Annotated in this window: 20 protein-coding genes and 1 tRNA gene; 5 read left to right on the top strand and 16 right to left on the bottom strand. The window is 60.8% G+C overall.

The features are described from left to right. The first annotated feature begins 242 nt into the window (after window positions 1–242). The gene (locus GAK28_RS07660; protein WP_291776777.1) at window positions 243–1178 is read left to right on the top strand and encodes a hypothetical protein; all 936 of its coding nucleotides are present in this window, start codon (window positions 243–245) and stop codon (window positions 1176–1178) included. A gap of 451 nt (window positions 1179–1629) precedes the next feature. Here GAK28_RS07660 and GAK28_RS07665 read toward each other — a convergent pair whose 3' ends face one another. The 6 genes from GAK28_RS07665 to GAK28_RS07690 all read right to left on the bottom strand — a co-directional run bounded on the left by GAK28_RS07665 (window position 1630) and on the right by GAK28_RS07690 (window position 10197). Further along, entirely contained in the window at window positions 1630–3615 is a 1986-nt protein-coding gene (locus GAK28_RS07665; protein WP_291776779.1) for a hypothetical protein, read from the bottom strand. Window positions 3616–3951: 336 nt separating this feature from the next. Beyond that, a complete protein-coding gene (locus GAK28_RS07670) occupies window positions 3952–6162 on the bottom strand; it encodes a hypothetical protein (RefSeq protein WP_291776783.1) in 2211 nt (736 codons plus the stop codon). Between the two features lie 775 nt (window positions 6163–6937). Further along, entirely contained in the window at window positions 6938–8002 is a 1065-nt protein-coding gene (locus GAK28_RS07675) for a hypothetical protein (protein WP_291776785.1), read from the bottom strand. 110 nt (window positions 8003–8112) lie between these two features. Continuing rightward, window positions 8113–9264, bottom strand: a complete 1152-nt coding sequence (locus tag GAK28_RS07680; protein WP_291776786.1) for a hypothetical protein — start codon at window positions 9262–9264, stop codon at window positions 8113–8115. Window positions 9265–9415: 151 nt separating this feature from the next. Continuing rightward, complete coding sequence (locus GAK28_RS07685; RefSeq protein ID WP_291776787.1) at window positions 9416–9844, bottom strand: hypothetical protein; 429 nt, start codon at window positions 9842–9844, stop codon at window positions 9416–9418. Window positions 9845–10121: 277 nt separating this feature from the next. Further along, window positions 10122–10197 (bottom strand) — tRNA-Ile (locus GAK28_RS07690). A gap of 205 nt (window positions 10198–10402) precedes the next feature. Here GAK28_RS07690 and GAK28_RS07695 point away from each other — a divergent pair. Together GAK28_RS07695 and GAK28_RS07700 are read left to right on the top strand one after the other, a co-directional pair. Further along, window positions 10403–11692, top strand: coding sequence for a HipA domain-containing protein (locus tag GAK28_RS07695; RefSeq protein WP_291776788.1), 1290 nt, complete (start codon window positions 10403–10405; stop codon window positions 11690–11692). A gap of 2 nt (window positions 11693–11694) precedes the next feature. Next, a complete protein-coding gene (locus GAK28_RS07700) occupies window positions 11695–12003 on the top strand; it encodes a helix-turn-helix transcriptional regulator (RefSeq protein WP_291776790.1) in 309 nt (102 codons plus the stop codon). Between the two features lie 64 nt (window positions 12004–12067). Here the strand turns inward: GAK28_RS07700 and rpoD are convergent, their stop codons facing one another. Next, entirely contained in the window at window positions 12068–13930 is a 1863-nt protein-coding gene (gene rpoD, locus GAK28_RS07705; protein WP_291776792.1) for an RNA polymerase sigma factor RpoD, read from the bottom strand. A gap of 177 nt (window positions 13931–14107) precedes the next feature. Beyond that, complete coding sequence (gene dtd, locus GAK28_RS07710) at window positions 14108–14548, bottom strand: D-aminoacyl-tRNA deacylase (protein WP_291776794.1); 441 nt, start codon at window positions 14546–14548, stop codon at window positions 14108–14110. Window positions 14549–14711: 163 nt separating this feature from the next. On the opposite strand from dtd, the gene GAK28_RS07715 reads away from it, so the two are divergent. Further along, on the top strand, window positions 14712–15611 hold the full coding sequence (locus GAK28_RS07715; protein ID WP_291776796.1) for a lipid A biosynthesis acyltransferase: 900 nt from the start codon (window positions 14712–14714) through the stop codon (window positions 15609–15611). Here GAK28_RS07715 and GAK28_RS07720 read toward each other — a convergent pair. From GAK28_RS07720 to GAK28_RS07735, 4 genes are all read right to left on the bottom strand, one after another. After that, window positions 15595–15918: a hypothetical protein gene (locus GAK28_RS07720; RefSeq protein WP_291776797.1), complete on the bottom strand. Its 324-nt coding sequence runs from the start codon at window positions 15916–15918 to the stop codon at window positions 15595–15597. The genes GAK28_RS07715 and GAK28_RS07720 overlap by 17 nt on opposite strands. After that, window positions 15915–17858 carry a glycosyltransferase family 39 protein gene (locus GAK28_RS07725; protein WP_291777202.1) on the bottom strand — a complete coding sequence of 648 codons (1944 nt, stop codon included), beginning with the start codon at window positions 17856–17858 and terminating at the stop codon, window positions 15915–15917. Before GAK28_RS07725 ends, GAK28_RS07720 begins: the two co-directional genes overlap by 4 nt. A 110-nt stretch (window positions 17859–17968) precedes the next feature. Beyond that, on the bottom strand, window positions 17969–19000 hold the full coding sequence (locus GAK28_RS07730; protein ID WP_291776798.1) for a CDP-glycerol glycerophosphotransferase family protein: 1032 nt from the start codon (window positions 18998–19000) through the stop codon (window positions 17969–17971). Then, window positions 18997–19830, bottom strand: a complete 834-nt coding sequence (locus GAK28_RS07735) for a glycosyltransferase family 2 protein (protein WP_291776801.1) — start codon at window positions 19828–19830, stop codon at window positions 18997–18999. Before GAK28_RS07735 ends, GAK28_RS07730 begins: the two co-directional genes overlap by 4 nt. Window positions 19831–19890: 60 nt before the next feature. On the opposite strand from GAK28_RS07735, the gene GAK28_RS07740 reads away from it, so the two are divergent. Continuing rightward, window positions 19891–20730: a glycosyltransferase family 2 protein gene (locus GAK28_RS07740; RefSeq protein WP_291776803.1), complete on the top strand. Its 840-nt coding sequence runs from the start codon at window positions 19891–19893 to the stop codon at window positions 20728–20730. Here the strand turns inward: GAK28_RS07740 and GAK28_RS07745 are convergent. The 4 genes from GAK28_RS07745 to fmt form a co-directional block, all read right to left on the bottom strand. After that, window positions 20713–21708, bottom strand: coding sequence for a glycosyltransferase (locus tag GAK28_RS07745; RefSeq protein WP_291776805.1), 996 nt, complete (start codon window positions 21706–21708; stop codon window positions 20713–20715). The two genes, GAK28_RS07740 and GAK28_RS07745, sit on opposite strands and share 18 nt — an antisense overlap. Next, entirely contained in the window at window positions 21708–22982 is a 1275-nt protein-coding gene (locus tag GAK28_RS07750) for an O-antigen ligase family protein (RefSeq protein WP_291776807.1), read from the bottom strand. Before GAK28_RS07750 ends, GAK28_RS07745 begins: the two co-directional genes overlap by 1 nt. Before the next feature lie 142 nt (window positions 22983–23124). Next, complete coding sequence (rsmB, locus tag GAK28_RS07755) at window positions 23125–24432, bottom strand: 16S rRNA (cytosine(967)-C(5))-methyltransferase RsmB (protein ID WP_291776808.1); 1308 nt, start codon at window positions 24430–24432, stop codon at window positions 23125–23127. Next, window positions 24429–25373 carry a methionyl-tRNA formyltransferase gene (gene fmt / locus GAK28_RS07760; protein ID WP_291776809.1) on the bottom strand — a complete coding sequence of 315 codons (945 nt, stop codon included), beginning with the start codon at window positions 25371–25373 and terminating at the stop codon, window positions 24429–24431. Before fmt ends, rsmB begins: the two co-directional genes overlap by 4 nt. Window position 25374: the final 1 nt, after the last annotated feature.

Consider the following 25374-nt stretch of genomic DNA (forward strand, 5'->3'; position numbering starts at 1 on the left):
TGCCTGCTGCCTGAACTCCAGGCTGAACTCCTGCCCCTTTCTGCCTGCCTTGCTCTTGGTCATCGTCCACCTCCTATTGCGATAGTTAATCGCTTATAGGGGTGTCCGTGAAACGGGGGCAAGATCAGTTTGACTACGCCCAAGCGTAAGGGGATGCCGTGAACCGTTACACCGTTAATGGGCACGTATTCCACTCCCGAAGAGCTATATGATTAATGACAAAAGCGGAGGCCAATGGCTCTGTGAAGAAACAGCTGGTTGATCTGATCCGCGATTACCAGGCGATGGTCCATGAGGCTTTGGTGCTCATGCATAGGTCCGGTATCAGAATGCCGACTTCAAGCTTGGAGTGGGCTGGAACCCGCATTCCGCGAAATGGACGACTTGATGGCGATATTGCGTACGTGAAGCATGGCGTTGGATGTGCGGTTTATCTTCCCGATGGAGAGGTTGATTTTGATTTCGGGAGACGTGGAGAGATTAACGGGTTCGACGCGTGGCGCCTGCTTCGTTTTGCTAGAGAGCGGTTGTCGACATATGGATTTGAGAGTGAGGATACTCTCGACGGGTATTTCAAAACAGCAGTTTCGGAAGGGCATCTGGTTTGCCCAGATTACACTCTCTACTACTTCGCGAACCTTCCACGTCAACTAGCTATTGATATTGATTGTAGACTGCCTGAGGACAATCTCCCGGCTCGCAATTTGGACATTGTTCTGGTCCTTCACAGCCATTACTTTTATGCTGCTGACTTAATGCTCGAAAACTACGACAATTTGCATCGAAAATGGGAAAAGAACAATTCCTTGAGTCATCGTAAGATCATTGACATGCAGCTCTATATGTCCTCTTGGCTGGGCTTTCTTGCTGTGACATGCGAAGGTTTCGAGAATCTTCGAATGCACCTTCTCTTGCTGAATAGTCGCCCAGCAGACTTTAACAAGTTGATACCGAAGAGCGATGCCTTGGGGAAGTTGATTAAAAGGCACCGAAATCCACTTCGAGAGTTTCGAAACAAAACGTTTCATCTTCGTGAAGACCCGGAGGCGATCCGACGTTTCTTTGACCCTCATGCAAACAGGCTTCTGTGGGCGCGTGAATTGCACGATGCGTTTGCAGATTTTTTCAATTCTTATCGCGTCAAGTGTGAATGCCATTACGCGAACAACGGGCGGTGAGGCGAGCTGCGCATCAAGCGAGAGCCTCCTCAACGATACTCAATATGGTGAGTTAGTCGTTTGACGTGCCCCTCACTCCGTATTTGAGTGGCAGTCTTGGTATAACGCGGTCTGGTCGTCTGACGGTATGTACCGCCAGATGGCGAGCGTCTTGAAGAGGTTGAGTGGCGTGATGTTCAACATAGCATAGCCCGCAACATCAGCGTGTCTAACTTTGCCGCGACCCAGGTATCCATACAGCTACCGCTGAAGCGCAAGTGTAGTCGGCTCTTGCACCAGCTGCAATTCACAGAATCCTCCACTGCACTGAGCGTTTTGAGCTTGGCTTGCCGGATTTCTGGGCGCAGCTGCGCGATCTGACGTAGTTTGGCCGCACTGTCTTACATAGTTTGTCCACCATCTCCATTTGCAAGTCAAGCTATTGATTTTGCCGCATATTGTGCTGGGTCGACTAGGCCAATTCCCCACGCCGCCGGAGAAACTCGTCGCGGGGAGCGGGGGATCCGAAGAGATTGCTCATGCGACGTTCCTTCTGCTGTGAGATGCGATTCTTGATTGTGTTCTCGAGGCCTCCGGTCAGGCGGTGATGCTTGGATGCTCCGCCAGCGAACCCATGGCCCCAATGTTCGATACGCGCGTCGACACATTCAAGAAAGAGGACCTGATGGCACCAAGCTTCCTCGTCCGTGTCGGCCGACACCATTTTCGTGAACCAGTGGTGGGCCCACTTGTTGCGCTGCCAGGCGCGCAGCGCAGCTCGGTGGGCTTGGCCCGGAAGTCCATGGCTTTCGCTCCAGGCATCAATGCGTGATTTTGAACTGCCGGCCGTATCCATGAACCCAAGAAGCATCAGCCCGCGCGCCTGATGCGATGGATGCATATCGCTGAGAAGCTCATCGACAAGTTCAAGCAGCACCGCAGACGCGCCCTCTGCCTCTGCGGCTACTGCCTCCAAGAAAAGCTCATGATCGTTTTTGGCGAGCCTTAACCTCTGGCGGCGTAATTCCCTCCAGGCACCGCCGGCGCCGGCACCCCAAACTAACTTTGCAATCGGTGAATACTCCGGCCATCCGATGACGACTGATGCAATAGGCTCAGTTGTCCGGTAACTATCAAGGAGTGCCATGGCCTTTTCGTCGTCGTCTCCCGCGATCTGGATCGCCACGAAGATCGCAAGTGTATAGGTCAAAGGTTTTCTCTCACGCGAAATATCGAGAAGGGAGGTAGCCCATGCGTCCATCGTCTTTGGGCTGGCATTAGCGATGGCATCCATGTCTTGCGGGAGAAGTGGTCGTATTGCCAACTCCACATCTTTCTGCACCAAACCGTCCATGATGCAGAGGAACTCGTTTCTGTCTTCATCAGATCGCCGACGGTGATTTATTAATTCATCTGCTAAATCACCGGAAGATATGATGTCTTCATTGTCTTTCGACTTTCGTCTGGAGACATCGTGCAGACGGCGAGGCCAATATCCAGGCCGGGCCTGTAGCTCAATATCGATCACCGGTCTGGCCACGTCGGATTCCGAGGCTCGCTGGATGAATTCGCCGACAAGTCGGATAACCGTCCGAGCACCATCCGCGCCGCTTTGCGCAAGGTAGCCCCAGGATTCAACGGTGATACGTGTCGCGATATCGTCTGCAGCTATGAGTTGCTTTCGGACAGCCTCTATAAGAGCCAAGGATCCGAAGAAGGCGATCGCATCGTGAATCTCATTCTTCGCAGACCAAGCACTTCGTGAAAAAGTCGAAATGCGATCCAAGTCGCCGTGTTTTATAAGAAGCAATATACCAAAGAGACGATCATCTCCGGCAAGAAGATGTTCGATGAATTTTGCCATACTACGAGGCGGCTGGATGTTTATCTGAGCGAGAAACCCTGCTACGAGGCACTGCTCGCGAGATTTCTTAGATAGGGCTTCATCCAATACCCTCTCCAGGTGGCCGGGAGTGGGTGGCTTAAACGAGGGCATCATTTGGATCGGGAAGGACGTGTCCACGGCGGGGTCCATCAGAGCCAGGAGCTGATCGTCGCCACAAAGGTGTGGGAATGCGAGCATAAGAAACAACCATGACTGGAATTTTCGCTCGCTATCCTCCATGTCGATGGACAAATCTGGGAATCTGTCTCGGCGAAACCTGACTAGGGAGGCGGCGACTTCAGGCGTGATGAGAAGCGAAGCGTCTCGCAAGGCAATCAGGCCTTGCCGGAGCGCCAGCCCTGAGCGGGTAAGGACGTTCTCAATCAGCTCGCGACCTTTGGCAATGGCCAAGTCAGGACGCATTCGGACCAACTTGGGCAAATCCCGTTCGCGAAAATGGTCGTCGTCGCCAGTATGGAACGTCTTGTAGAGGCTTTTGACATCTATCAACGTTTGCTGGTCTTCGAATGCCTTGATCCGGGGTATCTGACAGTCGGGGTCTAACGCTTCCATATATGGTTGCGGGCTAGTTCGAAGGAAAGATTGCAGCTCAGAGTTCGTCTCGTTGAGATGGCGGCGGATGTTGCTGGCCTGCGCTCCATCTGCGGAATCTCCGGTAAAGCAAAGTATGTGCAATTGGACCCACAATCCGGTGCGACTGGAGTCCGATCCCATCGCGTCTACGCTTGAGATTGCAACATCCCGCATCTGAACCCAGTCGACATAGTTGTGATTACCTAACCAGTCAAATTCAATGCGTGGTGCGTATGGCATCGGATTGAGCTGATAGCTAAACGCCCAGTCGGAAAGAGCATGTACGAACGGTGTGAGAGGGTGTCCGGCAATCAGTCAGAACGCGAGATCTGACAGTGCCCACACGTTCTTTGTGGAGTGCGTAAGACGAGCAAGAGATGCCCGTTCGCTTGTCGTCAGGGCCTCGATCCGCTCAGCGAGTTCTTTGCGTCCTCGCGCGGCACGCTCCTCCCAGCCTCCGTCCGACTCGTGTCGAAAACCGGGGTCATGTTCCGGGAAGTAGTATCGAAGCCAACGATTGATCTCGCAAATGGCGATCGGCCACGCGTCATCGTCGGAATAGTATTGTGCAAGAGCTCCTTCGAGCCAATCAGCCCGGAATGGGCGAGGGTGTTCAAGCCAGATTTTCTCCGCTGCGCGTAGGAAAGGTCTTGGTCTTTTGCGAGCTAGGGCCATAAATCCGGCAAGACGTTCGCCTGAAACATTTTGGAGGTCAACGAAGGCAACAAGAAGCGCGGCCATCGCTGTTTCTCCGGTATCATTTCGGCGCAGGTCAGCAGCAAGTGCGGCGGCGAGAACCACATCTGCGCTTATGTCTGGGGCAGCGATAGGATCAATCAGGCGCGTCATGAGATCATTGACGTCGATATTCGCCTCAATGGCCGCCTGAATTCGATCGAAGAGCGCCAGTCCAAGTGTCAGTATTAGCCCGTCTTCGGATAGCTCATATAGGCCAGTGTCTTCGTCAACAAGCCGAAGAAAGCGCCCCTCGGCAGCAGCCCCGAGGTCGCCGAGTTTACGAAGCGCTGCTCTCTCGCCGTCTGTTGTCGCGTCAAAAATTCGTTTGGCTTGTTCTTTGAGCTGTTCACGGAATTTTCGTACGTCCACATGCTCTGATGAGTCCCTGGCAGTCACGCGAAGGTGCTCGAAAATGAGGTGAGGGATACTGACTTCCCTGAGATCTCTCAGTGCACGCTCGCCGAGAAGGTTTAACGCAATTGATAGCAATCGCGGATTTCGCAGCGCCTTTGCTACAGGCGAAACGAGTTTGGCAGCGGATTCGCCCGCCACAAACTCGAGAATGTTGTCGCGCTCCGTCTCCGTCCACTCGGGAATAGGAATGTGCGAGGGTTGTACGGGGAGCCGGCTTTGGACCACGCCTTGGTAATAGTCCGGCCTCGTTGATACGATAGTTCGACCGTTATGTTTGCCCAGCTCATAGGCAAGCCGACCGATGACAAAACCCCAGTCATGGTCTGGACGCTGGTTGATGCCATCTATGACAAGTGCGAGTGGTAACGGGCGTGTGCCATTAAACCAACGTTGCACAGTTCTTTGCCATCGACGAGAGTCCCGCGGTAGCCCCTTGTTGTCAATCTGCTCGGCTAGAAACGTACCGACGATGTCTACAATGGTTGGTCTTCCGTGCATCGCAGCTAACCTTCCTGCGGACACGAAAAGGAGAAGAGGGGCATCATCCATTCGAAGCCACGCGTCGAATGGGATCCATGATTTACCGACGCCTTCATCGCCGGTCAGCATAAGGAGTGAGGGACTTTCACTCGCCGTAAGGTGGGTTTGAACTTGCGATACTAATGTTTCTCGAAAGACGCGAGGGTGGCGTGCGCTTGTGTCGAGCGGAGCAATAGGTTGATCGAGGTTGTAGCGGGCTTCGTTCGGGTCAGAGAGTACGGCGGTCAACCACGCGCTGTTGGACCGCCTCGCTGTTTCAAAGCTAAGATAGGGAACGTCCAGCTGCTGTGAAAGATTGTTCGCTTCTCCGGAAAATTCTGGTGATGAGCGAAAGTCGTCGAGCTCTTTACGAGCGCCTGTCCTTTCTGCTAACGAAACGTTAGCTTCAAGAAAGAATGACTCTAGCCGTGAAGCGTCAATTAATGCGAGAAGGATAGCAAGGCGGGGGATGCCGGCGACGGCGTTCCAATCAAAGATCTGGACTTCAAGACCGAAGTCAGCACCTTTCTCTCGAAGCTCTTGCGCGAGTTGCGCGCTAACTGTGACTGTCGTGCAAAGCAACCACAAATCAACATCGTTCCTCGACTGAAGCGAAAGAAGTTTCGTCTTTACGGAGTCGGCAGGCAGGGTTGAGCGGTAGAGCTTGCATTCGTAGCCGATGCAGTTGATCGAACCGTCAGAGTCACCGTCCGTACCCGCCTGGGTGCCGCTGGCGGCCAGGCGGAAACGGATTGTTGTGGCTTGCGAGAGTGCTTCTTTGATGAGCCCTTCGAATCCCTTCTCACCTGTCGCGCTCAATGCAGCCAGAGCTCCCCTCAGCGAATCGAACGTCATTCCGTTGTGCCTCCCAAAGGGTTACATGGAATAGCCTACCGGATATGCTCGATCTCGTCTCACGTGCTACGTACCTGCAGCACCGGCGGGCACGGCTCTCTCTGCGAAAGGAATTGGATGGAGCCCTTTGACTCGTATCAGGCTTCGCTGGCGTCCACCTTGTTGAGCGCTGTGAACACCGTCGCACTGGTGACTGCATTTTCGTTGGGATGTCCCTCAACGAAGGACAGCATTCAGACATCCTCGCCTGGATGCTTGACCTGAAGGAGGGGCATTGGCACGCGAGATCGAAGGAATCAGCCGCATAGAGCCATTTTCCGCGTTGTGTTGGGGAGATCGGCCACGTTAGTGGAGATGGTAGGAGTCGAAATCGGGGCAAAACCACATGCGTCGCACCGTTACAACTGGCGCATGGTCTTGAGTGGTCGCCACCCGCTTTCATGACAGCAACTACTGAAATTGCGCCGTAAGCTGACCGACTTGGACAACCTATCCTTGTGTGGCAAGTACTCTCAGCAGCTAGGACGGTATTGCGCGGCCAACTTTGTCGGACGTCCGCGATAGTTCGGCCGTTTTGCCCAAACTATGTCAGATCGCGCAGTAGCCACGAACCCATAAGTTGTCCGTGGTTGGGAGGCAAATCTTGTCCGATTTTTCCCATTGCGGACAGATTATAGGTCAAATATTCCCGATATTTTTATCCGTGCTTGATCGCTTCGAGTCGAATTCTAATGTCCGCTAGCCTTCGGTAGCACGCGCATTCCACCATCGAATCTTATGTCTTACGGCTGTATGGCCCAAATACTGAGTGATACTTCCCCATATTTTCATCCACATTAGCGTTCCATCTGATCGAATCACCGCAGCCAGGAAAGGACTCGATCATCAGTCCGACAGCAATCGCGTAGATCAAGTGAAACTGAAAGTAATAGCTGGCATATGTAGTTAAAGACGCTTTGCTGGACCTGAAGGGGGAAAGTGACGAGCCGTGAACGCGTTCATTGCGGGCGTTGTACGCTAGAAGCGACAACATCACTGAAAGTGCTTTTGCTTGATCAAAAACATTGTCAGGATTTGAAAGATCTAGTCTTTCATATGCTGCGTACTTTGTCTCCTGCCCCGGGGGGATATTGAGGGGCGCTCTTGATGACATTAAGAGCGACAGAAATTCTCCCGCACGATTGTTCGCTGTCGCGAGTATCTTCTCAGCTTCCTCAGGAGATCTGGATGACGGGAGGTCTGTACGGTATTTTTTAAAAAAGTCATTGCAAAATGGTCCACCAAGAACAGTCACTGCGCGATTTTTCAGTGGATCATTTTGAGTGTCCAATACATCTAGTAATCGCTGGGCAAGGTATCGTCCAGAAACTTTTGGCATGTTTACACTAAGTTTGTCGATGGAGTTCTTCCATGACTGCGCGCTCGACAGGCTATGGCAAACGTGACTGCCAAGTCTATTAAGCGCATCAGTAATAGTCCCCTTTTTCGTCAACTCTTGAGCAAGCTCATCTAGGCTTCGAAAGCAGAGATCGAAGGCATGGTCAGGTCTTCTGGGAAGCATGTCCAATGCGTCGATTAGCATTCCCAAATGACGATGAAAATTTGCTTCCGTATTTCCATTTAAGAATGGATACGGAGTCATAACGATACTCGGAGCCAGTTTGTCGAGTAATTGCGCGAAGTCGCGTTCCGCCTGTGATTCTTGCGCGCGCGGCCAATTGTTGTGGGCCTTTAGTCTTATTTCCCGCGCTTCAGTTGCTTTTTCTGCTTCGACAGAAGCCTTCTGTTTTGGTCCCCGCTTCAGCTTTTGATCGTTCGGCTTTTTGTAGAAATTGTCCATTGTTAGCTCTTAAATATCTGCCGCTTATCTCGTCGGCTGTTGAAGGGCATGAACGTATTGGCCTTTAGATCGGACTACACATTTTTACCGCACCATGATACAGACCACTTTTATGAGCTGCGACGCATTGGTTCTATGGAGGCCAATTTGGCAACTGAATAAATCAATTCTTCAATCGTAGCCTCCAGCTTTATCTTAACTGCATCTCTGCTACTTGAGCGCTGATCACGTGCCTCAGATGAGTAGTAACGATCAAAGGCAAATTGCCTACTAGATTCAGAAGTCGCCATAAATTCACGCCAATCTCCCGCATAAAATGGCATGGGAGTGCGTGATCCTTCTTTGTATGCAAGGGCTCTAAGTGGATAGAGGTCAATGATCTCTATGAATCGTTTGTCGAAAGTCAGTAGTGCGGGAAAGAAATATCGCGCTCCTGGAGAAGGTTTAAAGGTCATGTTCTCTTCAAGTTGACGAACATGATATAGATCCCACGCCATGCCGATGAGTTGATCAAACAAGTCATCAATCCGAGAAGGACGGGAAACCAAGGCACGATACGACGTCAGCCCCCACTCGGGGGGCTCAGACAGTTCAATGTTGAATTCAAGCTTCAGTTTGCGACGGAGCGGCGCGGCGCGAAACACGCCGCGTCGACGTGCCTGACCGCCGATAATGTCTCGCAGCATGGAAAGCAATTGAGGAGGCGTTGTCTGTCCTCCTGCAAGCCGCCGATGCCCGATCTCATTCGCAATCTCTAGCTCAGTTAGGTGGCGGACGGACGTGCGCCTAAGCAATTCGAAAGCGGTCTCAAGTTCAACAATCTTCGCGATGTTGTCGAAGATTGTCATTTGCCGTTGCGTCAGGCGTCCACGAAGCTCTTGCCCGTTAAGCGAAGACGATGACCGCTCACAAAGGCTTTTGAGTGCTTGGCTGTCGCCGGAAGAGTCCCCTACAACAATTGTCAGCGGGTCATCGGAACCAGTACGCGAAGACAGGTGCTGTGCTTTGAAGCTAGCCCATAGCTGCTCCCAGCCGCTGCTACTCATAGTCAGACTGAGCTTTACGCTCACATATTGGCGGTGGCCATCGGCGTAGCTAATGACGATATCGTCTACGTCTTCGGGCGCCTCTACTTGGACCTCGATTACGCGCTCGCGCGCAGGAAGAGGATCGAAGTTCAGGAGGTCGACCAAAAACAGTGCTGCAACACTGTTTTGATAGAAAATTCCAGCCTGCGTAGCTGATCCACCTGCTTCAGGCAATTTGATTCTCCCTGACACTCTCTAATGTCATTGACGCACTCCTAACAATGCGCGACAGCGTCTTAACTTGGTCATGCTAAGGCTGCAAGGCGACGGCAGAAAGGATCTCGCGAGGTGCCTAGAAGATGCTCCCGTTTTAGTTTGCGAACTTTCAAAAGTGTCCAGGAGCAGTGAAGTCGCACTCGAGTTCTGCCGGTTTGTCACCCTTTGGAGCCCGATAGTCCCATTTGATGCAGGGAGACTTTAGCGGCTTGCCACTCTTTGTTGTGTCCAGCACGATCTTGTAAGGGTTCGGGCCTGCTGCAATGGCAAGCCAGTTATCGTCACCAGCAACTCTCTTATCGTGAAGTTGCCACACCAACTTAAAGGGTGTGTGCGCCTTCAGATGCTCGGCGGCACATGCCATGCCTGGCGAGACATCCGATCCCGGGAGAAACATTCCGCAATCGGCAGCATCTGGACCTGCGGTGTTCGACACCTCTTGGAGATACGCTTTGCGCTTTTCAGTCAGAGATGTACAGCCCGAGATGCTTGCAAGGACGATGGCCGTAAGCAGAACAAGGACGATTCCATTCTTCATATGAGATCCATAGGCTAGGTGACTTTGACAGGGTGCTACAGCCGTTGCATCGGCTAATCGCTTTCGATCTTGAGCGCGAAATGGCGGCTCTACTTTTCCTGTGCAGCTGGAGCTGGGCTGCTGCGCCTGAGCCCCCCTGCCCGCCAAGGGGGGCAGAACCCCATCCAAGCGCTTTGCTGCAAGCACCATATATTGTCCGTGCCGTGTGCACCATAAGCTGTCCATTCGGACAATTTATGGGTTCGTGGCTACGCAGCAGCGCCGTCGCGTTTCGACTTGGTGGGCCCACCAGGACTCGAACCTGGAACCAAAGGATTATGAGTCCTCTGCTCTAACCATTGAGCTATAGGCCCTTGCGGAGCAGGGAGTGTAGCGAAGCTACGCTTTCTCGCCCAGCCTGAGATGCTGCCGTGGCGATGGTGCCAGAGCGCAAGCGCTGAGCGCGTCGTTCACTGGCGGATCGAGGGGCACCCCGCAAAGCTCGGTGAGCTTATTTATGCATAATAATAGTCTTTATATGCTTATTTTTTGGCTTTCTTATGCTATAAAAATGCCTAAATGACGAACGAAGCCCACATTGAGGTCTGGATGGACGACGCCTGGCGTGAGGCGGCGGTGGTGTCCCTGCGCGATCCGCCAGAGCGTGGATGGGAGGCGGCTGCGGATGTCGGCTACGAACTGTCCTATGTGTTCGACTTCATGGACCGAAACGACGCGGCCGCCTTGGGCGTCAATGCGCCGGTGTCGCTGGAAACCTATACCCAACGCACCTGGCCGCCTTACCTGACTGATCTGTTGCCCCAGGGCTACGGGCGTCAGCGGCTGCTCCGGCAAATGGGCTTGTCCGCGACGGCAGGCGCTTCGGCGGACTGGGCGCTGCTGTGTGCGGGTGCGGGCAATCCCGTGGGTAATGCCCGTATTCGCGAGGCGGCGGAGCGATTCGGGCGGCATGTCGTGGATGACCGGCAGGGATTCACCTGGGAAGACATCGTTGCCCGCGACGGTGACTTCATCGACTACCTGGCGACCCATGGCGCGTTCATCGGTGGTTCGTCGGGTGTGCAGGGCGAATGGCCCAAGCTCTTGCTGGCCGAAGGTCGGGACGGGCTCTACTACCTCGATCATGCGCTGCCCGACCATGACGTGGCCAAGCACTGGCTGGTGAAGTTTGCGGTCGGAACGCATGCTTCCACCGAGTCGATCCTTCGCCTCGAAGCGCTTTACATGCCGCTGGCGCGGCAGTTGGGCCTTCATGTGCATGGCGAGCTTCGTTACGCGCCTGGCGTGCTCTTTATCCCTCGCTTCGATCGTGAGGTCGAAGGACATCGTGTGCTGCGTCATGCGCAGGAGAGCGTGGCCTCGTTGTGCGAAATCCCCGGGTTTGGCGACGTGCCTTCCCACAATACGGTCTGCCGGCGGATGGCGGCCGTCTGCACGCATCCGCTGCGTGACGTTGTCGAATACCTTCGTCGGGACGTGGCGAACGTGGCCTTGGGCAACAAGGACAACCACGCGCGCAATACGGCCATCCAGCGCCGCGCCGATGGTTTTATCGGCCTGACGCCCGTATTCGACTTCGCGCCCATGATGCTTCACCCGGACGGCATCGCCCGACGCATGCGCTGGGATGACGACGATGTGGGGCATCCCGTGTGGCGTAGCGCCGTACGGCAGGCTGCCGAGGCAGGCGGTGTTCCCGAACAGCCACTTCTCGACGCGCTCACGACTATGTTGCCCGCCTTGAAGGCATTGCCCGCGAATGCGCTTGCGCTTGGCGTAGATGAGGCGGTGGTGAACATGCAGCGCGCGACGATCGAGAACGTCGTGCGCCAGATCGAGGCGTTCTGATCGTGGATAAGCGATTCAACCCCATGTCGGCGAGCGAACAGCTCGAAGTGCGACTGGCATTGCTCGAAGATATCGATAGCCATCCCGAGCGATCTGTCCCCGATACGATTCGCGTCGTTCGCACGACGCTGCGGCTGACGATCGCCGAGTACGCGCGGTTGTGCGGCGTATCGGCGCGTGGGCTTGCGGATATCGAGCGCGGCCTCACCAGCCCCACGTTGGATACCGTGGCGAAGTTGCTGAAACCCATGGGGCTTCGGGTAGGTGTGATGACACGAAAGCGGGCGGACGGTTCCGAGCGCGCTGGGTAATTCATCCGCAAAAAGAAACGCCCGCTTGCGCGGGCGTTTCCACATCTACCGTTGTCGCTACCGATCAATCGATATCGAGGAACGAGCGCAGCGTCTCCGAGCGGCTCGGGTGACGCAGCTTGCGCAGGGCCTTGGCTTCGATCTGGCGGATGCGCTCGCGGGTGACGTCGAACTGCTTGCCGACTTCTTCCAGCGTGTGATCCGTGTTCATGTCGATGCCGAAGCGCATGCGCAGCACCTTGGCTTCACGCGGGGTGAGGCCGGCGAGCACGTCGCGCACGGTTTCCATGAGGCCGGTTTCCGTCGCCGACTCGATGGGCGAGCTAGCGTTGGTGTCCTCGATGAAGTCGCCAAGGTGGGAATCCTCGTCGTCGCCGATCGGGGTTTCCATGGAGATCGGTTCCTTCGCGATCTTCAGCACCTTGCGGATCTTGTCCTCGGGCATCTCCATTTCCTTGGCCAGTTCTTCCGGCGTCGGCTCGCGGCCGAACTGCTGGAGCATCTGGCGGGAGATGCGGTTGAGCTTGTTGATCGTCTCGATCATGTGCACCGGGATACGGATGGTGCGCGCCTGGTCGGCGATCGAGCGGGTGATGGCCTGGCGGATCCACCACGTGGCGTACGTGGAGAACTTGTAGCCGCGACGGTATTCGAACTTGTCCACGGCCTTCATCAGGCCGATGTTGCCTTCCTGGATGAGGTCGAGGAACTGCAGGCCACGGTTGGTGTACTTCTTGGCGATGGAGATGACCAGGCGCAGGTTGGCCTCGACCATTTCCTTCTTGGCGCGACGGGCCTTGGCCTCGCCCATCGACATGGCGCGGTTGATTTCCTTGATGTCGGTCAGCGGCAGGTAAAGCGTGCGCTCGATCTGGGCGAGCTTTTCCTGTTCGCCGTCGATCGCCTCGCGGAAGTTCTTGATGTTCGGCGACCACTTCTGGCGCTTGCGCGACAGCTCGGCGGCCCACTCGATGTTGCCTTCGTTGGACGGGAAGCTCTTCAGGAACTCGGCGCGCGGCATCTTCACCTGCTTGACGAAGATGTCCATGAGGATGCGCTCGTGGTGACGGATGTCGTTCACCACTTCGCGCAGCTTGCGCACGAAGCTGTCGATCAGGGCCGAGGGCAGCTTGAGGTTGAGGAAGGCTTCCGACATCTGTTCGCGGATCTTCGCGACCTTCTTGTCGGCGATCTCGGCCTTGGGCGCCGACTTCTGGAACTTGCCGTGCAGCGAACGCAGTTCTTCCATGCGACGCTTCACTTCTTCCGGATCCGGACCGCTCGGGCCCTCGTCCTCGTCGCTGCTGGCGTCGTCGGAGTCGTCTTCCTCGTCGCTCTCGGCGTCGTTGACGTCCACCGGGTTGGCTGCGGCGGCGGCCTGGGCCTGGTCCTCGGCGGCTTCCAGGTCGGCGAAGCCGGCCAGGATCTCGCTGAGGCGGCGCTTGCCTTCCAGGTGCTGGTCGTACTCTTCGAGCAGGAGCTGGATGGTGAGCGGGAAGGACGACAGCGCGGTCTGGACCTGGTTGAGGCCCTCTTCGATGCGCTTGGCGATGGCGATTTCGCCTTCGCGGGTCAGCAGCTCCACGGTGCCCATCTCACGCATGTACATGCGGACGGGGTCGGTGGTGCGGCCCACTTCGGAGTCGACGGCGGACAGCAGCGCCACGGCTTCTTCGGCCGCCGACTCGTCGTCGGAGGTGGAGCCGGGGGCGGCGCCATCGCTGATGGTGTCAGTGTCGGGTGCGGAATCGTGGACTTCGATGCCGACGCCCTTGAGCACCGCCATGATGTCTTCGATCTGCTCCGGATCGACGATGTCGTCGGGCAGGTGGTCGTTGATTTCCGCGTAGGTCAGGTAGCCCTGCTCCAGGCCTTTGGAAATGAGCTGCTTGATTTCCGACTGTTGCTCGTGAGCTTTATTAGTCATGCCGACCGCCGCGGGGGTTACAGGAATCGATCAGTATAGTCATTTGATGATTTTTTGACCAGTTTTCAAGTGGATCGGCCTCATCCGGAGTACGCAAAAATCGCGCCAGAACGGCCATTTGGGCCCAAAAGACGCAATCCGGTGAGGGGAAAGGGCCATCCGGCCCGTAGGGATGCCTCAGCGCACCTCCAGACGGAAGGTGACCGGGCCATCGTTGATCAGGTGAACCTTCATATGGGCACCGAAGCGCCCGGTTTCCACCCCCGGGTGGGCTTCCCGGGCCAGCAGCACCAGGCGATCGAACCAGCGCCGGCCTTCCTCGGGGGGCGCCGCGGTGGTGAAGCTGGGGCGCATGCCCTTGCGGGTGTCGGCGGCCAGGGTGAACTGGCTGACCAGGAGCAGGCCGCCGCCGGTCTCGGCGAGGCCGAGGTTCATCTTGCCTTCCGCGTCGGAAAACACGCGATAGCCCAGCAGGCGCTCCAGCATCCGCCGGCACTGCGCCTCGCCGTCGCCGGGCTCCACGGCCACGAGGGCGAGCAGGCCGGCGCCGATGGCGCCCACCGTGTCCCCGTCCACATCGACTCGCGCGGATTCGACCCGCTGGATCAGTGCAATCATGACATTCCGTAGCGGCGGCTGGCGGCATAGCTTAAGGGAGTGGCGCCCACCGGACGACCTCGTTCGCGAGCCTTTGGATGCCTCCGTGGCGTATTTCGTTCCCTGAAACGCACGCGGGCGCTTATGCGCCACTTGGCGGCCCCCATCTCCTAAACTTCCGCGGATGCGTCCGGACATCTACCTCCTCTATCTGCTGCTGCGCCTTGTCAGCTTCCTGCCCTTGCGTACCGTCCACGCCTTTGGCGCCTGGATCGGTCGGCGTTCGCTGGCGTCGCGGTCGCGCAGCGCGCGCTACACGGCGGTGAACCTGAAGCTGACTCGCCCTGCGCTGGGCGACGGCGAGCGGGCCACGCTGCTGCGCGAGACGATGGAGGACTCCGGTCGCTCGGTGACCGAGGTGGCGGCGATCTGGGGCGGAGGCGCCGAAAAAGCGCTGGGGCTGGTCCGCGAGGTGGTCGGCGGCGAGTTGTTCGAGGCCGCGCTGGCGTCGGGCAAGGGCGTGATCGTCGCGGCACCGCACCTGGGTTGCTGGGAGCTCCTGAACTACTGGCTGTGCAGCAAGACACCCATGGCGATCCTGTATCGCCCGCCACGCATCCAGGCCATCGAGGCCTTGCTGCGCAAGGTGCGCGGCAAGCTGGCGCCTGAGCAGGTCCGCGCCGAGGGTGCGGGCGTGCGCACCTTGTTCAAGCGCCTGGGGGCCGGTGGCACGGTCGGTATCCTGCCCGACCAGAAGCCCCGCGAGGGCGAGGGCGAGTTCGCGCCGTTCTTCGGGGTGGATGCGCTCACGATGGTGTTGCTGCCGCGCCTGGCCGCGCGGACAGGAGCCACCGTGCTGTTCAGCTTCGCGGAGCGACTGCCGGAGGGGAGGGGTTTCCGTATCCATGTCCTGCCGGCGCCGGAAGGCATCGACAGCACCGACCTGAAGGTGGCCTGCGCGGCCCTGAATCGCGGGGTGGAGCAGTGCGTCGAACGTGCCTTCACGCAGTATCAGTGGCACTACAAGCGCTACACGGCCTACGACCGCGCCGATCCCTACAAGACGATCAGCCCTTTCGCGTAAGGCGATTGAGGAAGACGGTCATTTCCTTCTCGGCCTGCTTGTCGCCGCGCGCCGCGGCGGCTTCGATACCCTTGCGCCAGGCGTCGGCGGCGGCGGTCTCGTCGTCCTTCGCCAGCAGCGCCTTGCCGAGCAGCTTCCAGGCCGCCGAATAGCTCGGGTCGAACACCAGGGCCTCGCGGAAGGCATGCGAGGCTTCAAGGTACTGGCCGTCGCCGAGCAGCGCGTTGCCGATGGAGAAGCGCAGCAGGGCCCCGTCGCGGGGGCCGCCGATCTGCGCGCGCAGGCGCTCGACGAGGGGATCGCTCATCGCATCGCCGTCCGCGTGCGCCAGTACTCCTGCGGATAAAGCAGGGTGGGCTGAGCCGGCTCCGGCGGTACGCGTCCGGTCTGCAGCGACTGGAGCGTGTTCGCGTCCCAGATCATCAGCCAGCCGGTGCGCGAGGGCTGGATCAGTCGTGCGTAACGGAAGGCGTCGGCCGGGGGATGCTTGGCGTAGGAGACGATCAGGCCGTCCGGATGGTGCCGCGCGAAGTCCTCGAGGCTGTCGCCGTCGTGCACGATGTCGTCGTCGTCATCGTCCGAGGAGCTGGTCATGCCGGGCACGTTGTTGATGCGGGCGATGGGATGCATCAGCCGACCGGCAAAGTGGTACTGGCCGTTGTATTCGGCACCGAGGTTGCCGATGGGGCGTCCCGCGGCATCGGCCTGGGCCAGGTAGGCCGAGGCGGGCGCGAGGTCGTAGCGATACCACAGGCCCATGGTGAACAGGGCATTGAGGGCTACGGTGCCGATGAGGCCGGCGAAGGCAAGGCGACGCATCTCGCCGCGTCCGCGCAGCAGGAGCAACGCGCCCAGCACGATGAAGATCACGGCGAAGAAGCGCGCATAGGGCGCCATGCCCGTCAGCCAGATGTTGTCCGCGAAGCGCGTCGGCACCACCGACGGCATGGCGAACAGCGCGATGGCGAGCAGGAAGGCGCCGACCGATAGCGGCCAGGTACCCAAGGCGTAATGCGTCGCCAAGCCCTTGTGGCGCTCGCGCAGGTCGGCGACCGAGGCGGCCACGAGCATGGTCACGCCGCCCAGTTCGGGCAGCAGGTAGTAAAGCTGCTTGCCGCTGATCAGCGAGAAGATTAGCAGCCCCGGGAACAGCCACGCCACGAGGAAGCGCAGGCCCGGCTCGATCGGCTGCCGCATCAGCGCGACGAACAGCGGCACGAAGGCGAGGATGACCAGCGCCTGCTCGACACGCGCGTTGAAGTGCGCGAACGCGGCGGACACCAGCAGAAGCACCAGCGACGCCACCGTGATCCACACGGCGGCACCGGTGCCCGGGCGCCACGGCTTGCGCAGCAGGGCGGTGGGAAGGGCGACGATACCGCGCAGCCAGCCGCTGAGCGGGAAGGCGATCACAGGCAGGAAGAGCAGGTAGTACCACGCCGGACGGGCATGGTTCTGCAGGCCATGGGTGTGCTTGTCGACGACGCGGCCGGCGGTCTGGGTGAAGAACAGCCGTTGGCGATAGGCTTCGCCGCCCGCTTCGCCGGCGGGGAGGGCCCAGGCCAACAGGATGGCGAAGCCGATCAGCAGGCCGAGCAGGCCGAAACCGTACCAGCGCGCCTTGTTCTGTCGCGCCCAGTCGTTCCACAGCGGGCCGAACAGCAGCGGGAAGATCACGTGCACGATCATCACCGGGCCCTTGGTGAGCAGGCCGGCGCCGATGACGATGCCGAACAGCCACCAGCGCGGCTGCGCGCGCGTGGCCGTGGGCGTGAGACAGAGCAGCGCGGCCAGCACCCAGACGACGAGGAGCACCTCGTACATGATCTGCAGGCCGAACAGGAACGAATACGACAGCGCCATCAGCAGCCAGGGCGTGGCCTTGGCCGCCCAGGGGCGCCCGGGGAACAGGCGGCTGGCCAGCACGGAGGTGAGCACGAGTTGGGCGCCGCCGAAGATGACCTCGAGCACGCGCGGCCAGACATCGTTGACGCCGAACACCGCCCAGCCGGCGTGGATCAGCCAAAACAGCAGGGGCACCTTCTCGCTGTACGGTTCGCCGTTAATGTGCGGCACCAGCCAGTGGCCGTGCGCCCACATTTCCCAGGCCACGGCCAGGGTGCGCGTCGAGAACATCGGCATCGGGCCGTGCGCGAAGATGGCCAGCAGGGCCATGGCGCCCCAAAGCGGCAGCCAGGGCCACAGGGCGCGAAGGTGTTCCGAGCGGGTATAGGCGCTGTAGGACAAGGGCGTCGTCACCGTTAAAAGATCATGAACAGTCTAACGTGTGAAGATCGGTTTGGCTGACTGAAGTCCTACCGCGCCCCGGGTGTTGGCCGCGTGGAGGCCCGCTTCGTTCAGGCGGGGCCCCAGTACCCGATGCGCTTGCGGATCTTGAGTTTTCGCCACAGATTGAACGGCTTGCGGCGTGGGTTACGCGCACCTTCGGCAATGAAGGCATCGATCGCGTCGAGCACGCGCTCGCTCGAACGGCCGTCGCGATACGGGTGGATCGCATTGGCGTAGTCGTCGATGGCCTGCATCAGTTCCGGCGGCCGGGAGAGGGCGCGCTCGATCGCCGGCGCGAACTGCTCGGGATCGTCGATGTCGATCAGCTGCGGACCCGGGCGGCGGTTCTTGAAGGTGACCACCGGCTTGCCGGTGAGCAGAAACTCGTTGAGTGCGGACGAGGTGTCCGAGCACATCATGTCGACCTGACCGAACAGGTCGAGAATGTTGTCGTCGTTCGCGAAGCGCAGGTGATCGTTTTCCAGCGCGCGGTACTTGGCGACCGTTTCCGGGTTCATTTTCGGATGGAAGGTGACGATGAAGCGGTAGCGCCCGTCGCGGGACAGGTCGCGGACCTTGTCGTGGAGGATCTCCGCCGCACTCCACGAAGGCGAGAACGTGGAGTGGTAGAGGATCACCGGCGGCTGGCGCACGTCCGGCACCGGACGACGGCCCATCTCGCCCATGAAGGGATCGAGCTTCGGCCAGCCGGTTTCCTTCACGGCGAAATGGCCGAGCTTGCCGGCGATCTCGCCGAAGGACTTCGTGTCGCGCGGACCGGTGGTGCAGTACAGGTCGAAAAAGCCGCGGATGTAGATGTGCCTGGGCTTGCCGGCGTCGAAACCGTGGAAGGTCTCGACCTTCACGCCCGGGAAGAAATGCGGCACCGCGTTGCTCGAGGTGATCACGGCGATGGGGTTGTAGCGCCGCACCTCTTCGGTGGTGCGCAGCCAGACCTCGCCGTCGACGAGGTCTTCGCCGCCCGGGCCGTCGAAGAACCAGGCCGCCTCGTGGCCGCGCGCGCGGATGGCGTCCTGCAACGGGCGCAGGATGGCCAGGGCGTAGCGTTCCGATCCGTAGAGGAGGTAGTGCTTCTTCATGTCGTGGTGTCCGAGCCGCGGTCGAGTCCGTGGCGATGCAGGGCGGTGGCGGCCGAGTCGCGGGAGACCGGGTTGTGCCGCATTTCGTAGTAGCGCATGCGCTTGTAGATCGCGTAGCTGGCCGCGGTCTGCGCGATGATGAAACCGCGCCAGCCATCGAGGAAGGCGAGGCGGAAGAAGTAGTCCTTGATGAAGGCCAGCCAGAAGACGAACGGGGTCTGCCACATGCGCGTGGACTTGCCCTTGTCGTACCAGTCGCGGCACTTCAGTTCGGAGTAGCGCAGCACCTTCAGTTGCTTCTCGACCAGGCTGGGGTTGTTCACGTGGTCGAAGGGCGCACGTAGCGTTCGCGACGGGCCGTCGAAGCGCAGCGATTCGTGCACGCGGGCGTCGGTCCAGCGGGCACGATCGCGGTGCCAGAGGCGCGCCATTTTCTCGCCCATGGCCGGGCGGTACCAGCGCATCGGCCGGCCCATGTAGATGGTCCGACGGCGCAGGTACGCGGCGGCGTCGCCGCTGGCCTGGATGGCCGGCAACGCGGCTTCCAGTTCGGCGGCCAGTTCGGGGGAGAGGAATTCGTCGGCGTCCAGGGCCAGCAGCCACTCGTGGCTGGCCTGGGTGGTGGCGAAATTGCGCTGCGGGCCGAAGCCCAGCCAGTCCTGGTGCACCACCCGGGCGCCATGGGCTTTCGCGATGGCCACGGTATCGTCGGTGCTGCCGCTGTCCACCACCACTTTCTCGGCGGCGAAGGGCACGCTGTCCAGGCAACGGGCGATCGTATGCGCCTCGTTGTACGTGATAACGACTAGGGTCAGGGGGAGGCTCGCCATCGGCGAAGTCTACCCGAATCGTCCCCGGGCCCGGACGGAAACGGCTATCCTTCGCCGGTCATGCGTATCTCCGTCGCCATCCTCACCTACAACTGGCCCACGGCCCTGGAGCGCGTGCTCGAGGCGCTGGCCCGACAGACCCGCCTGCCGGACGAGGTCATCGTCTCCGACGACGGCTCGCGAGCCGAGACGCGCGAGATGCTCGAGCGTGTCGCGGCCACGTACCCCACGCGTCTTGTCCACTTGTGGCAGCCCGACGACGGTGCCCGGATGAGCCGGGCCCGCAATCGCGCGATCGCGGCGGCCACGGGCGATTACGTGATCCTGCTGGACGGCGACATGGTGGCCGAGCCGAACTTCATCGCCGACCACGAGGCCTTCGCGATGAAGGGCTGCTACGTGCAGGGTTCGCGCGTGCTCAGCGACGAATCGCTTACGCAGCGGATGCTGGCTGACGGATCGGTACGCGCCACGTTCTTCACCCCGGGTATCGAGCGCCGCCGCCACACCCTGCGCATGCCTTGGCTGGCGCGCTGGTACGCGAAGCCGAGCCAGAAAACGCGCGGCATCAAGAGCTGCAACATGGGCTTCTGGCGTAATGACCTGCTCGCTTTGAATGGCTTCAACGAGATGATGACCGGCTGGGGCCGCGAAGACACCGAGCTGGTGCACCGCGCTTACCACATGGGCCTGCGTCGCCGTGAAATGCGCTTCAGCGGATTGGCCACGCACCTCTACCACCGCACGCGCAAGAACATCATCGACAACCCCAACGATCGCATCCTCGACGACACGCGTCGTCGGAAACTGGTGCGTAGCGAACTGGGGCTCGACCAGTACCTCGACGAATTCGCGACGCCGCCGCCCGATCTGAGGCCGGCGTCAGTCCAGGGAATCTAACGCCGCGCCCAGGCGTGCCGGGAAGGCGATCTGGTTGGTGAGGTACCACGCGCGCGCATTGGCGCCGAGGGTCCGGCGTTCATCGTCGCCCATCGTCAGCGCGCGCTCGATGGCTTGTTCGAGGGCGGTTTCGTCCACATGCCAGGTGCGAGCCAGATGGTACGCATCGCCCTCGCGGGCCGTCACGGGGATGCCGCGGCTGTCGTCGATCATCTGGTTCATCGGCGCACCATCGCAGGCGATGACCACGGCGGCGCAGCTCATCGCTTCCACCAGGTAATGACCCCAACCTTCGGTCTGCGACAGGCAAAGGTGGAAGACGTGTTCGTTCTGCAGGCGACGCACGTCCTCGTCGGATAGGCGTTCGCGAACGATGCGCAGGTTGGCCGCACCGCCATCGTCTTCGGCGGACGGGCCGGCGCGCAGCACGGTGAGCAGCGGCCACTCCGGATGACGCTTCCATACCTCGACCAGCGTGGCGGTGCCCTTCAGGTGGCTTGAACCTGCCGCATGCAAAAAGGAGTGTGGCTTGCGCGGCACGCTTGGATCGTGGCGGTCGCGACTGCGGAAGCCGACTTCGATGGCCGTCAGGCCGCGTGCTTCGAAGATGCGGGTGGCTTCGTGGGTCTTGGTGAGCAGGGCATCGTAGCGCGGCAGGTAGCGCAGACTACGCGAAGAGACCCATTCCGGATTGGGCATCAGCAGGTTGATGTCGGCCAGCCCGAAACTCGCCGGCCTGACATGTTCCAGCGAGAGGTTGATATCGAAGCGTGCGCGGCGTCGACCGAGGCTCAGCCAGGAGGCCAGCCACATGCGCAGTCGCATGCCACGCAGGCGCCAGGCGCCATCGTGGCGTCGCGAGCCAAGCCGGCTGACGGTGACGTCATGGCCCAGGTCGCGCAAGGCGTTCTCGACGACCTCGATGTCATGGGAAAGGCCGCGCTGGTTGTCCCACGCCAGCAGGTGGATGCGTGCCATCAGGCTGCGGCCCGCACGTGCCGCGCGATGCGCACCGGAAGCACCGTTGCCAGCATGAAGCCCAGGACGAGATAGAGGTAGAACGAATGCGGCATGGCGCGATAGAAAACGTTGTCCGTCATGGCCGAGAGCGCATAGACGATGACGATGGCGAGGCCGGCCGTGGCAAGCGTGGCCGTCCATTCGTCGTCGTCGCCGACCCGACGGGCGAAGTGGATGCCTGGCAGCACGAAGATCAGGAGCATGATCGCCAGCAACGGCACGCCGCCGGCCGCCGCGGCCTCCAGGTATTCGTTATGCGGATGGTCGTACTTGGCGATGGTCTCGGACACTTCGCCGCGCGCGATACGCGCCCGGTTGTAGACGCCGAACTGGTCGAGCCCCACGCCGTCCAGCGGATGCTGAACAAACGCCTGGGTGGCAGACTCCCACATGGCGAGGCGCTCCCGGACCGGACCGGCCGTGTTGTCCTTGCTGAACGTAGAGATCTCGCCACTCACCTCACCGAAACGATGGATGACCTGGTGGTTGAGCATCGTGGTGCTGCCAGCGACGCCCACGATCAGGATGCCGAGGAAGATCAACGCACCGCGCCAGCGGTGGGTCCGGCGGACATGAAGGGCGATAATGACGAGCAGCGCGGGCAGGAAGGCCAGCATCGGCCCGCGGCTCTGGGTGAGGATGGCGCCATAGGCGCCGACGGCGACGGCGATGCCATGCAGCCAGCGCTCGCGAAGCGCTACGGTGGGCTGCATCAGCCGGATGATCGAGAACAGCACCATGCACAGCGTGACCATGGTGAACTCGATGGCGCTCCACTCTCCGCCGCTGATGCCGTATGCGCGCTCCACGCCCATCAGGTGGTGCTGCACGATGCACGAGCCGCCGAGCACCAGGGTGACAACCGCCAGGAGGTTCCAGATCAGGCGCCAGTCGAGGGCCATCGTGAAGATGGCGGCGGTGCCCAGGTAGAGCAGGGTTTGGGCCGGCAGATCGAGCTCGCCCCAACCGAGCCGGTGCCAGGCGATATTGAAGATCGCGTAGGCGAACCGAAGAAAGCAGACGATGACGATGGCGCGCACGAGCCTGTAGCGCAGCCGCGTATCCGGGTGGCGCACGATCGTCACGATGCCGGTGACAAGCAGGCCGAGCAGCAGGATGGCTTTCGACTTGAAGGGTACCGAGACGGCAAGCGGCACGAGGGCGACCAGGGCGCTCAGCAGGACGGTACGCCAGGTGTACTGGGGAGGGGCGGCCGTGGCGGCTGCGGTCATGCGTGTTCTTTCCATCAACGCCCGTCGGGAAAACGCCGCGGCCGCGTGAATGCAAGCAACGGTACGGTGCCACGGGTTGCCGTGACATTACGATGGTACATCACCGACTGGTCCGTCCGAATGGCGATCCGGACACGCCTGTTCAGTTGGCCTTTTTTTCCAACAGGGCGTAGTACATGCCGTCGAGGTCGCCGTTTCCGGGCAGCACCTGCCACCCCACATGGGCGGCCTCTCCCGCCGGCAACGAGAACCGCAAGGCGGCATCCGCGTGCCGATGAAGGAATCCATCGATCACGCCCTCGTTTTCACGTCGAAGGATCGAGCACGTCACATAAAGCAGGCGGCCGCCGGGTGCGAGCGTCGTCCAGCATGCGTCGAGGATGCGCTCCTGCTGGATGACCAGGGCATCGATGTCCGACTCTCGTCGATGCAGGCGCACGTCGGGACGGCGCCGGATGACGCCGGTGGCGGAGCAGGGCGCGTCGATCATGATGCGATCGAAGGCATGGCCATCCCACCATGCCGAGGTGTCTCCGGCATCGGCGACCGCGACATCGGCGTGCAGCCCCAGTCGTTCGAGGTTTTGCCGGATGCGCGGTGCTCTGCGCGACTCGGACTCCACGGCAAGCAGGCGGATGTCGGCGCGTTCGAGCGCATGACAGGCCTTGCCGCCCGGCGCGGCGCACGCATCGAGCACGCGTTGGCCATCGAAGAGGTCCAGCAGGTCGGCAGGGACCTGGGCGGCACCGTCCTGGACGGCGAAGTGTCCTTCGGCGAAACCGGGCAGTCGCGTGACGTCGGTGCTATGCGGAAGGATCAGGCCGTCGACCAGCCATTCGTGGAGTTCGACCTCCTGGCCAGCGGCACGCAGTTCATCGGCCACCCTGGCGCGATCCGCACGTCGCCGGTTCACGCGGAGCATCAGCGGTGGTTCTCGGTTGGCGGCGGCCAGCACCTCGTCGGCCTGCCCGGGCCAGTCGCGATCGATCGCGGCCGCGAGCCATGCGGGATGCGCATGCCGGGTGGCGGGGCGGGCATCCAAGGCGGCGAGTAACGCGCTGCGCTCCCGCAGCCAGCGACGCAGCACCGCGTTGGCGAGGCCGGCCAGGCGTGGGCGGCGCAGTTCGCGCACGGCCTCCACGGTGGCGGCGACGGCGGCGTACTCGGGCAATTCGAGGACTTCCAACTGCACCAGGGCCGTGACGAGCAGCGCGTGGATCACCGGTTCGTTGCGTCGGATCGGCTTGTCGAGCAGGCGGTCGATCGCGGCGTCGAAGCGCGGCCACCAGCGTGCGCCTTCATTGAGCAAGGCGGTGAGCAGGGCACGGTCGCGAGCGTCGGGCAGGCGCGGAAGCGCGCGATCGGCGACCTCGCGCAGGGAATGGCCGGACAGGGCGATGTCGGCCAGCGCCTGGGCCGCGAGCGCGCGGACCGAAGGGGCCTTGCTCACGACGCGGCCCGCCGCAGTTTCGGCCGGGCGTTGAGGTAGTCGGCGGCGCCGATCCGGCGGCCGCCGTCGCGCTGCACGGCGAGCAGGCGCAGCGCGCCGGTACCGCAGGCGACATCGATGCCGTCGCGGGAGGCGGCGATCACCTCGCCGGGTGTCGCGTCCGCGACACGGTCAATGGCGCGCGCGGACCAGATACGCAGGCGCTCGCCGGCCACCTCGGCCTCGGCCACGGGCCAGGGATCGAAGGCGCGGACCTTGCGTTCGAGATCGATGGCGGTCAGTGCGAAATCGAGCCGCGCCTCGGCCTTGTCGAGCTTGTGGGCGTATTCAACGCCCTCGGCTGCCTGGGCGCGTGCCACCAGCGTCTCGCCTTCGAGCGTGCGGCGCAGGCCTTCGGCCAAGGCGTCGGCACCAAGGGCCGACAGGCGGTCGTGCAGGCTGCCGCCTGTCTCGTCGGCGGCGATGGGCGTGCGGCGCTCGACCAGCACGGGGCCGGTATCGAGGCCGGCCTCCATCTGCATCAGGTCGACACCGCTCTCGGCGTCGCCCGCCAGGATCGCGCGCTGGATCGGCGCGGCGCCGCGCCAGCGCGGCAGCAGCGAGGCGTGGACGTTCCAGCAACCCAGGCGCGGGATGGCTAGCACCTTGCGAGGCAGGATCAGGCCGTAGGCCACCACCACCATCAGGTCGGGCGCATAGGCCGCCAGGCGCTCACGGTCGGCCTCGGCCTTGAACGATTCCGGCTGCTCGACGGCAATACCCGCAGCGAGCGCGGCTTCCTTCACCGGGCTGGCCGCGAGCTTGCGTCCCCGACCGGCGGGTCGATCAGGCTGGGTGTAGACGGCCACGACATCCACGCCAGAGGTACGGCAGGCTTCGAGGCAGGGCACGGCGAAGTCGGGTGTTCCGGCGAACACCACGCGCAGGGAGCGATCCGCCATG

This window comes from Luteibacter sp. (assembly GCF_009912395.1).
Lineage (GTDB): Bacteria > Pseudomonadota > Gammaproteobacteria > Xanthomonadales > Rhodanobacteraceae > Luteibacter.

Coding starts and splice junctions, on each gene's coding strand:
- GAK28_RS07675 (WP_291776785.1), bottom strand. CDS start 8,002: ATGGACAATTTCTACAAAAAGCCGAACGATCAAAAGCTGAAGCGGGGA.
- fmt (WP_291776809.1), bottom strand. CDS start 25,373: ATGGCGGATCGCTCCCTGCGCGTGGTGTTCGCCGGAACACCCGACTTC.
- GAK28_RS07665 (WP_291776779.1), bottom strand. CDS start 3,615: ATGGAAGCGTTAGACCCCGACTGTCAGATACCCCGGATCAAGGCATTC.
- GAK28_RS07730 (WP_291776798.1), bottom strand. CDS start 19,000: ATGAAGAAGCACTACCTCCTCTACGGATCGGAACGCTACGCCCTGGCC.
- GAK28_RS07720 (WP_291776797.1), bottom strand. CDS start 15,918: ATGAGCGATCCCCTCGTCGAGCGCCTGCGCGCGCAGATCGGCGGCCCC.
- GAK28_RS07745 (WP_291776805.1), bottom strand. CDS start 21,708: ATGGCACGCATCCACCTGCTGGCGTGGGACAACCAGCGCGGCCTTTCC.
- GAK28_RS07750 (WP_291776807.1), bottom strand. CDS start 22,982: ATGACCGCAGCCGCCACGGCCGCCCCTCCCCAGTACACCTGGCGTACC.
- rpoD (WP_291776792.1), bottom strand. CDS start 13,930: ATGACTAATAAAGCTCACGAGCAACAGTCGGAAATCAAGCAGCTCATT.
- GAK28_RS07715 (WP_291776796.1), top strand. CDS start 14,712: ATGCGTCCGGACATCTACCTCCTCTATCTGCTGCTGCGCCTTGTCAGC.
- GAK28_RS07735 (WP_291776801.1), bottom strand. CDS start 19,830: ATGGCGAGCCTCCCCCTGACCCTAGTCGTTATCACGTACAACGAGGCG.
- GAK28_RS07685 (WP_291776787.1), bottom strand. CDS start 9,844: ATGAAGAATGGAATCGTCCTTGTTCTGCTTACGGCCATCGTCCTTGCA.
- GAK28_RS07695 (WP_291776788.1), top strand. CDS start 10,403: ATGACGAACGAAGCCCACATTGAGGTCTGGATGGACGACGCCTGGCGT.
- dtd (WP_291776794.1), bottom strand. CDS start 14,548: ATGATTGCACTGATCCAGCGGGTCGAATCCGCGCGAGTCGATGTGGAC.
- GAK28_RS07740 (WP_291776803.1), top strand. CDS start 19,891: ATGCGTATCTCCGTCGCCATCCTCACCTACAACTGGCCCACGGCCCTG.
- GAK28_RS07670 (WP_291776783.1), bottom strand. CDS start 6,162: ATGACGTTCGATTCGCTGAGGGGAGCTCTGGCTGCATTGAGCGCGACA.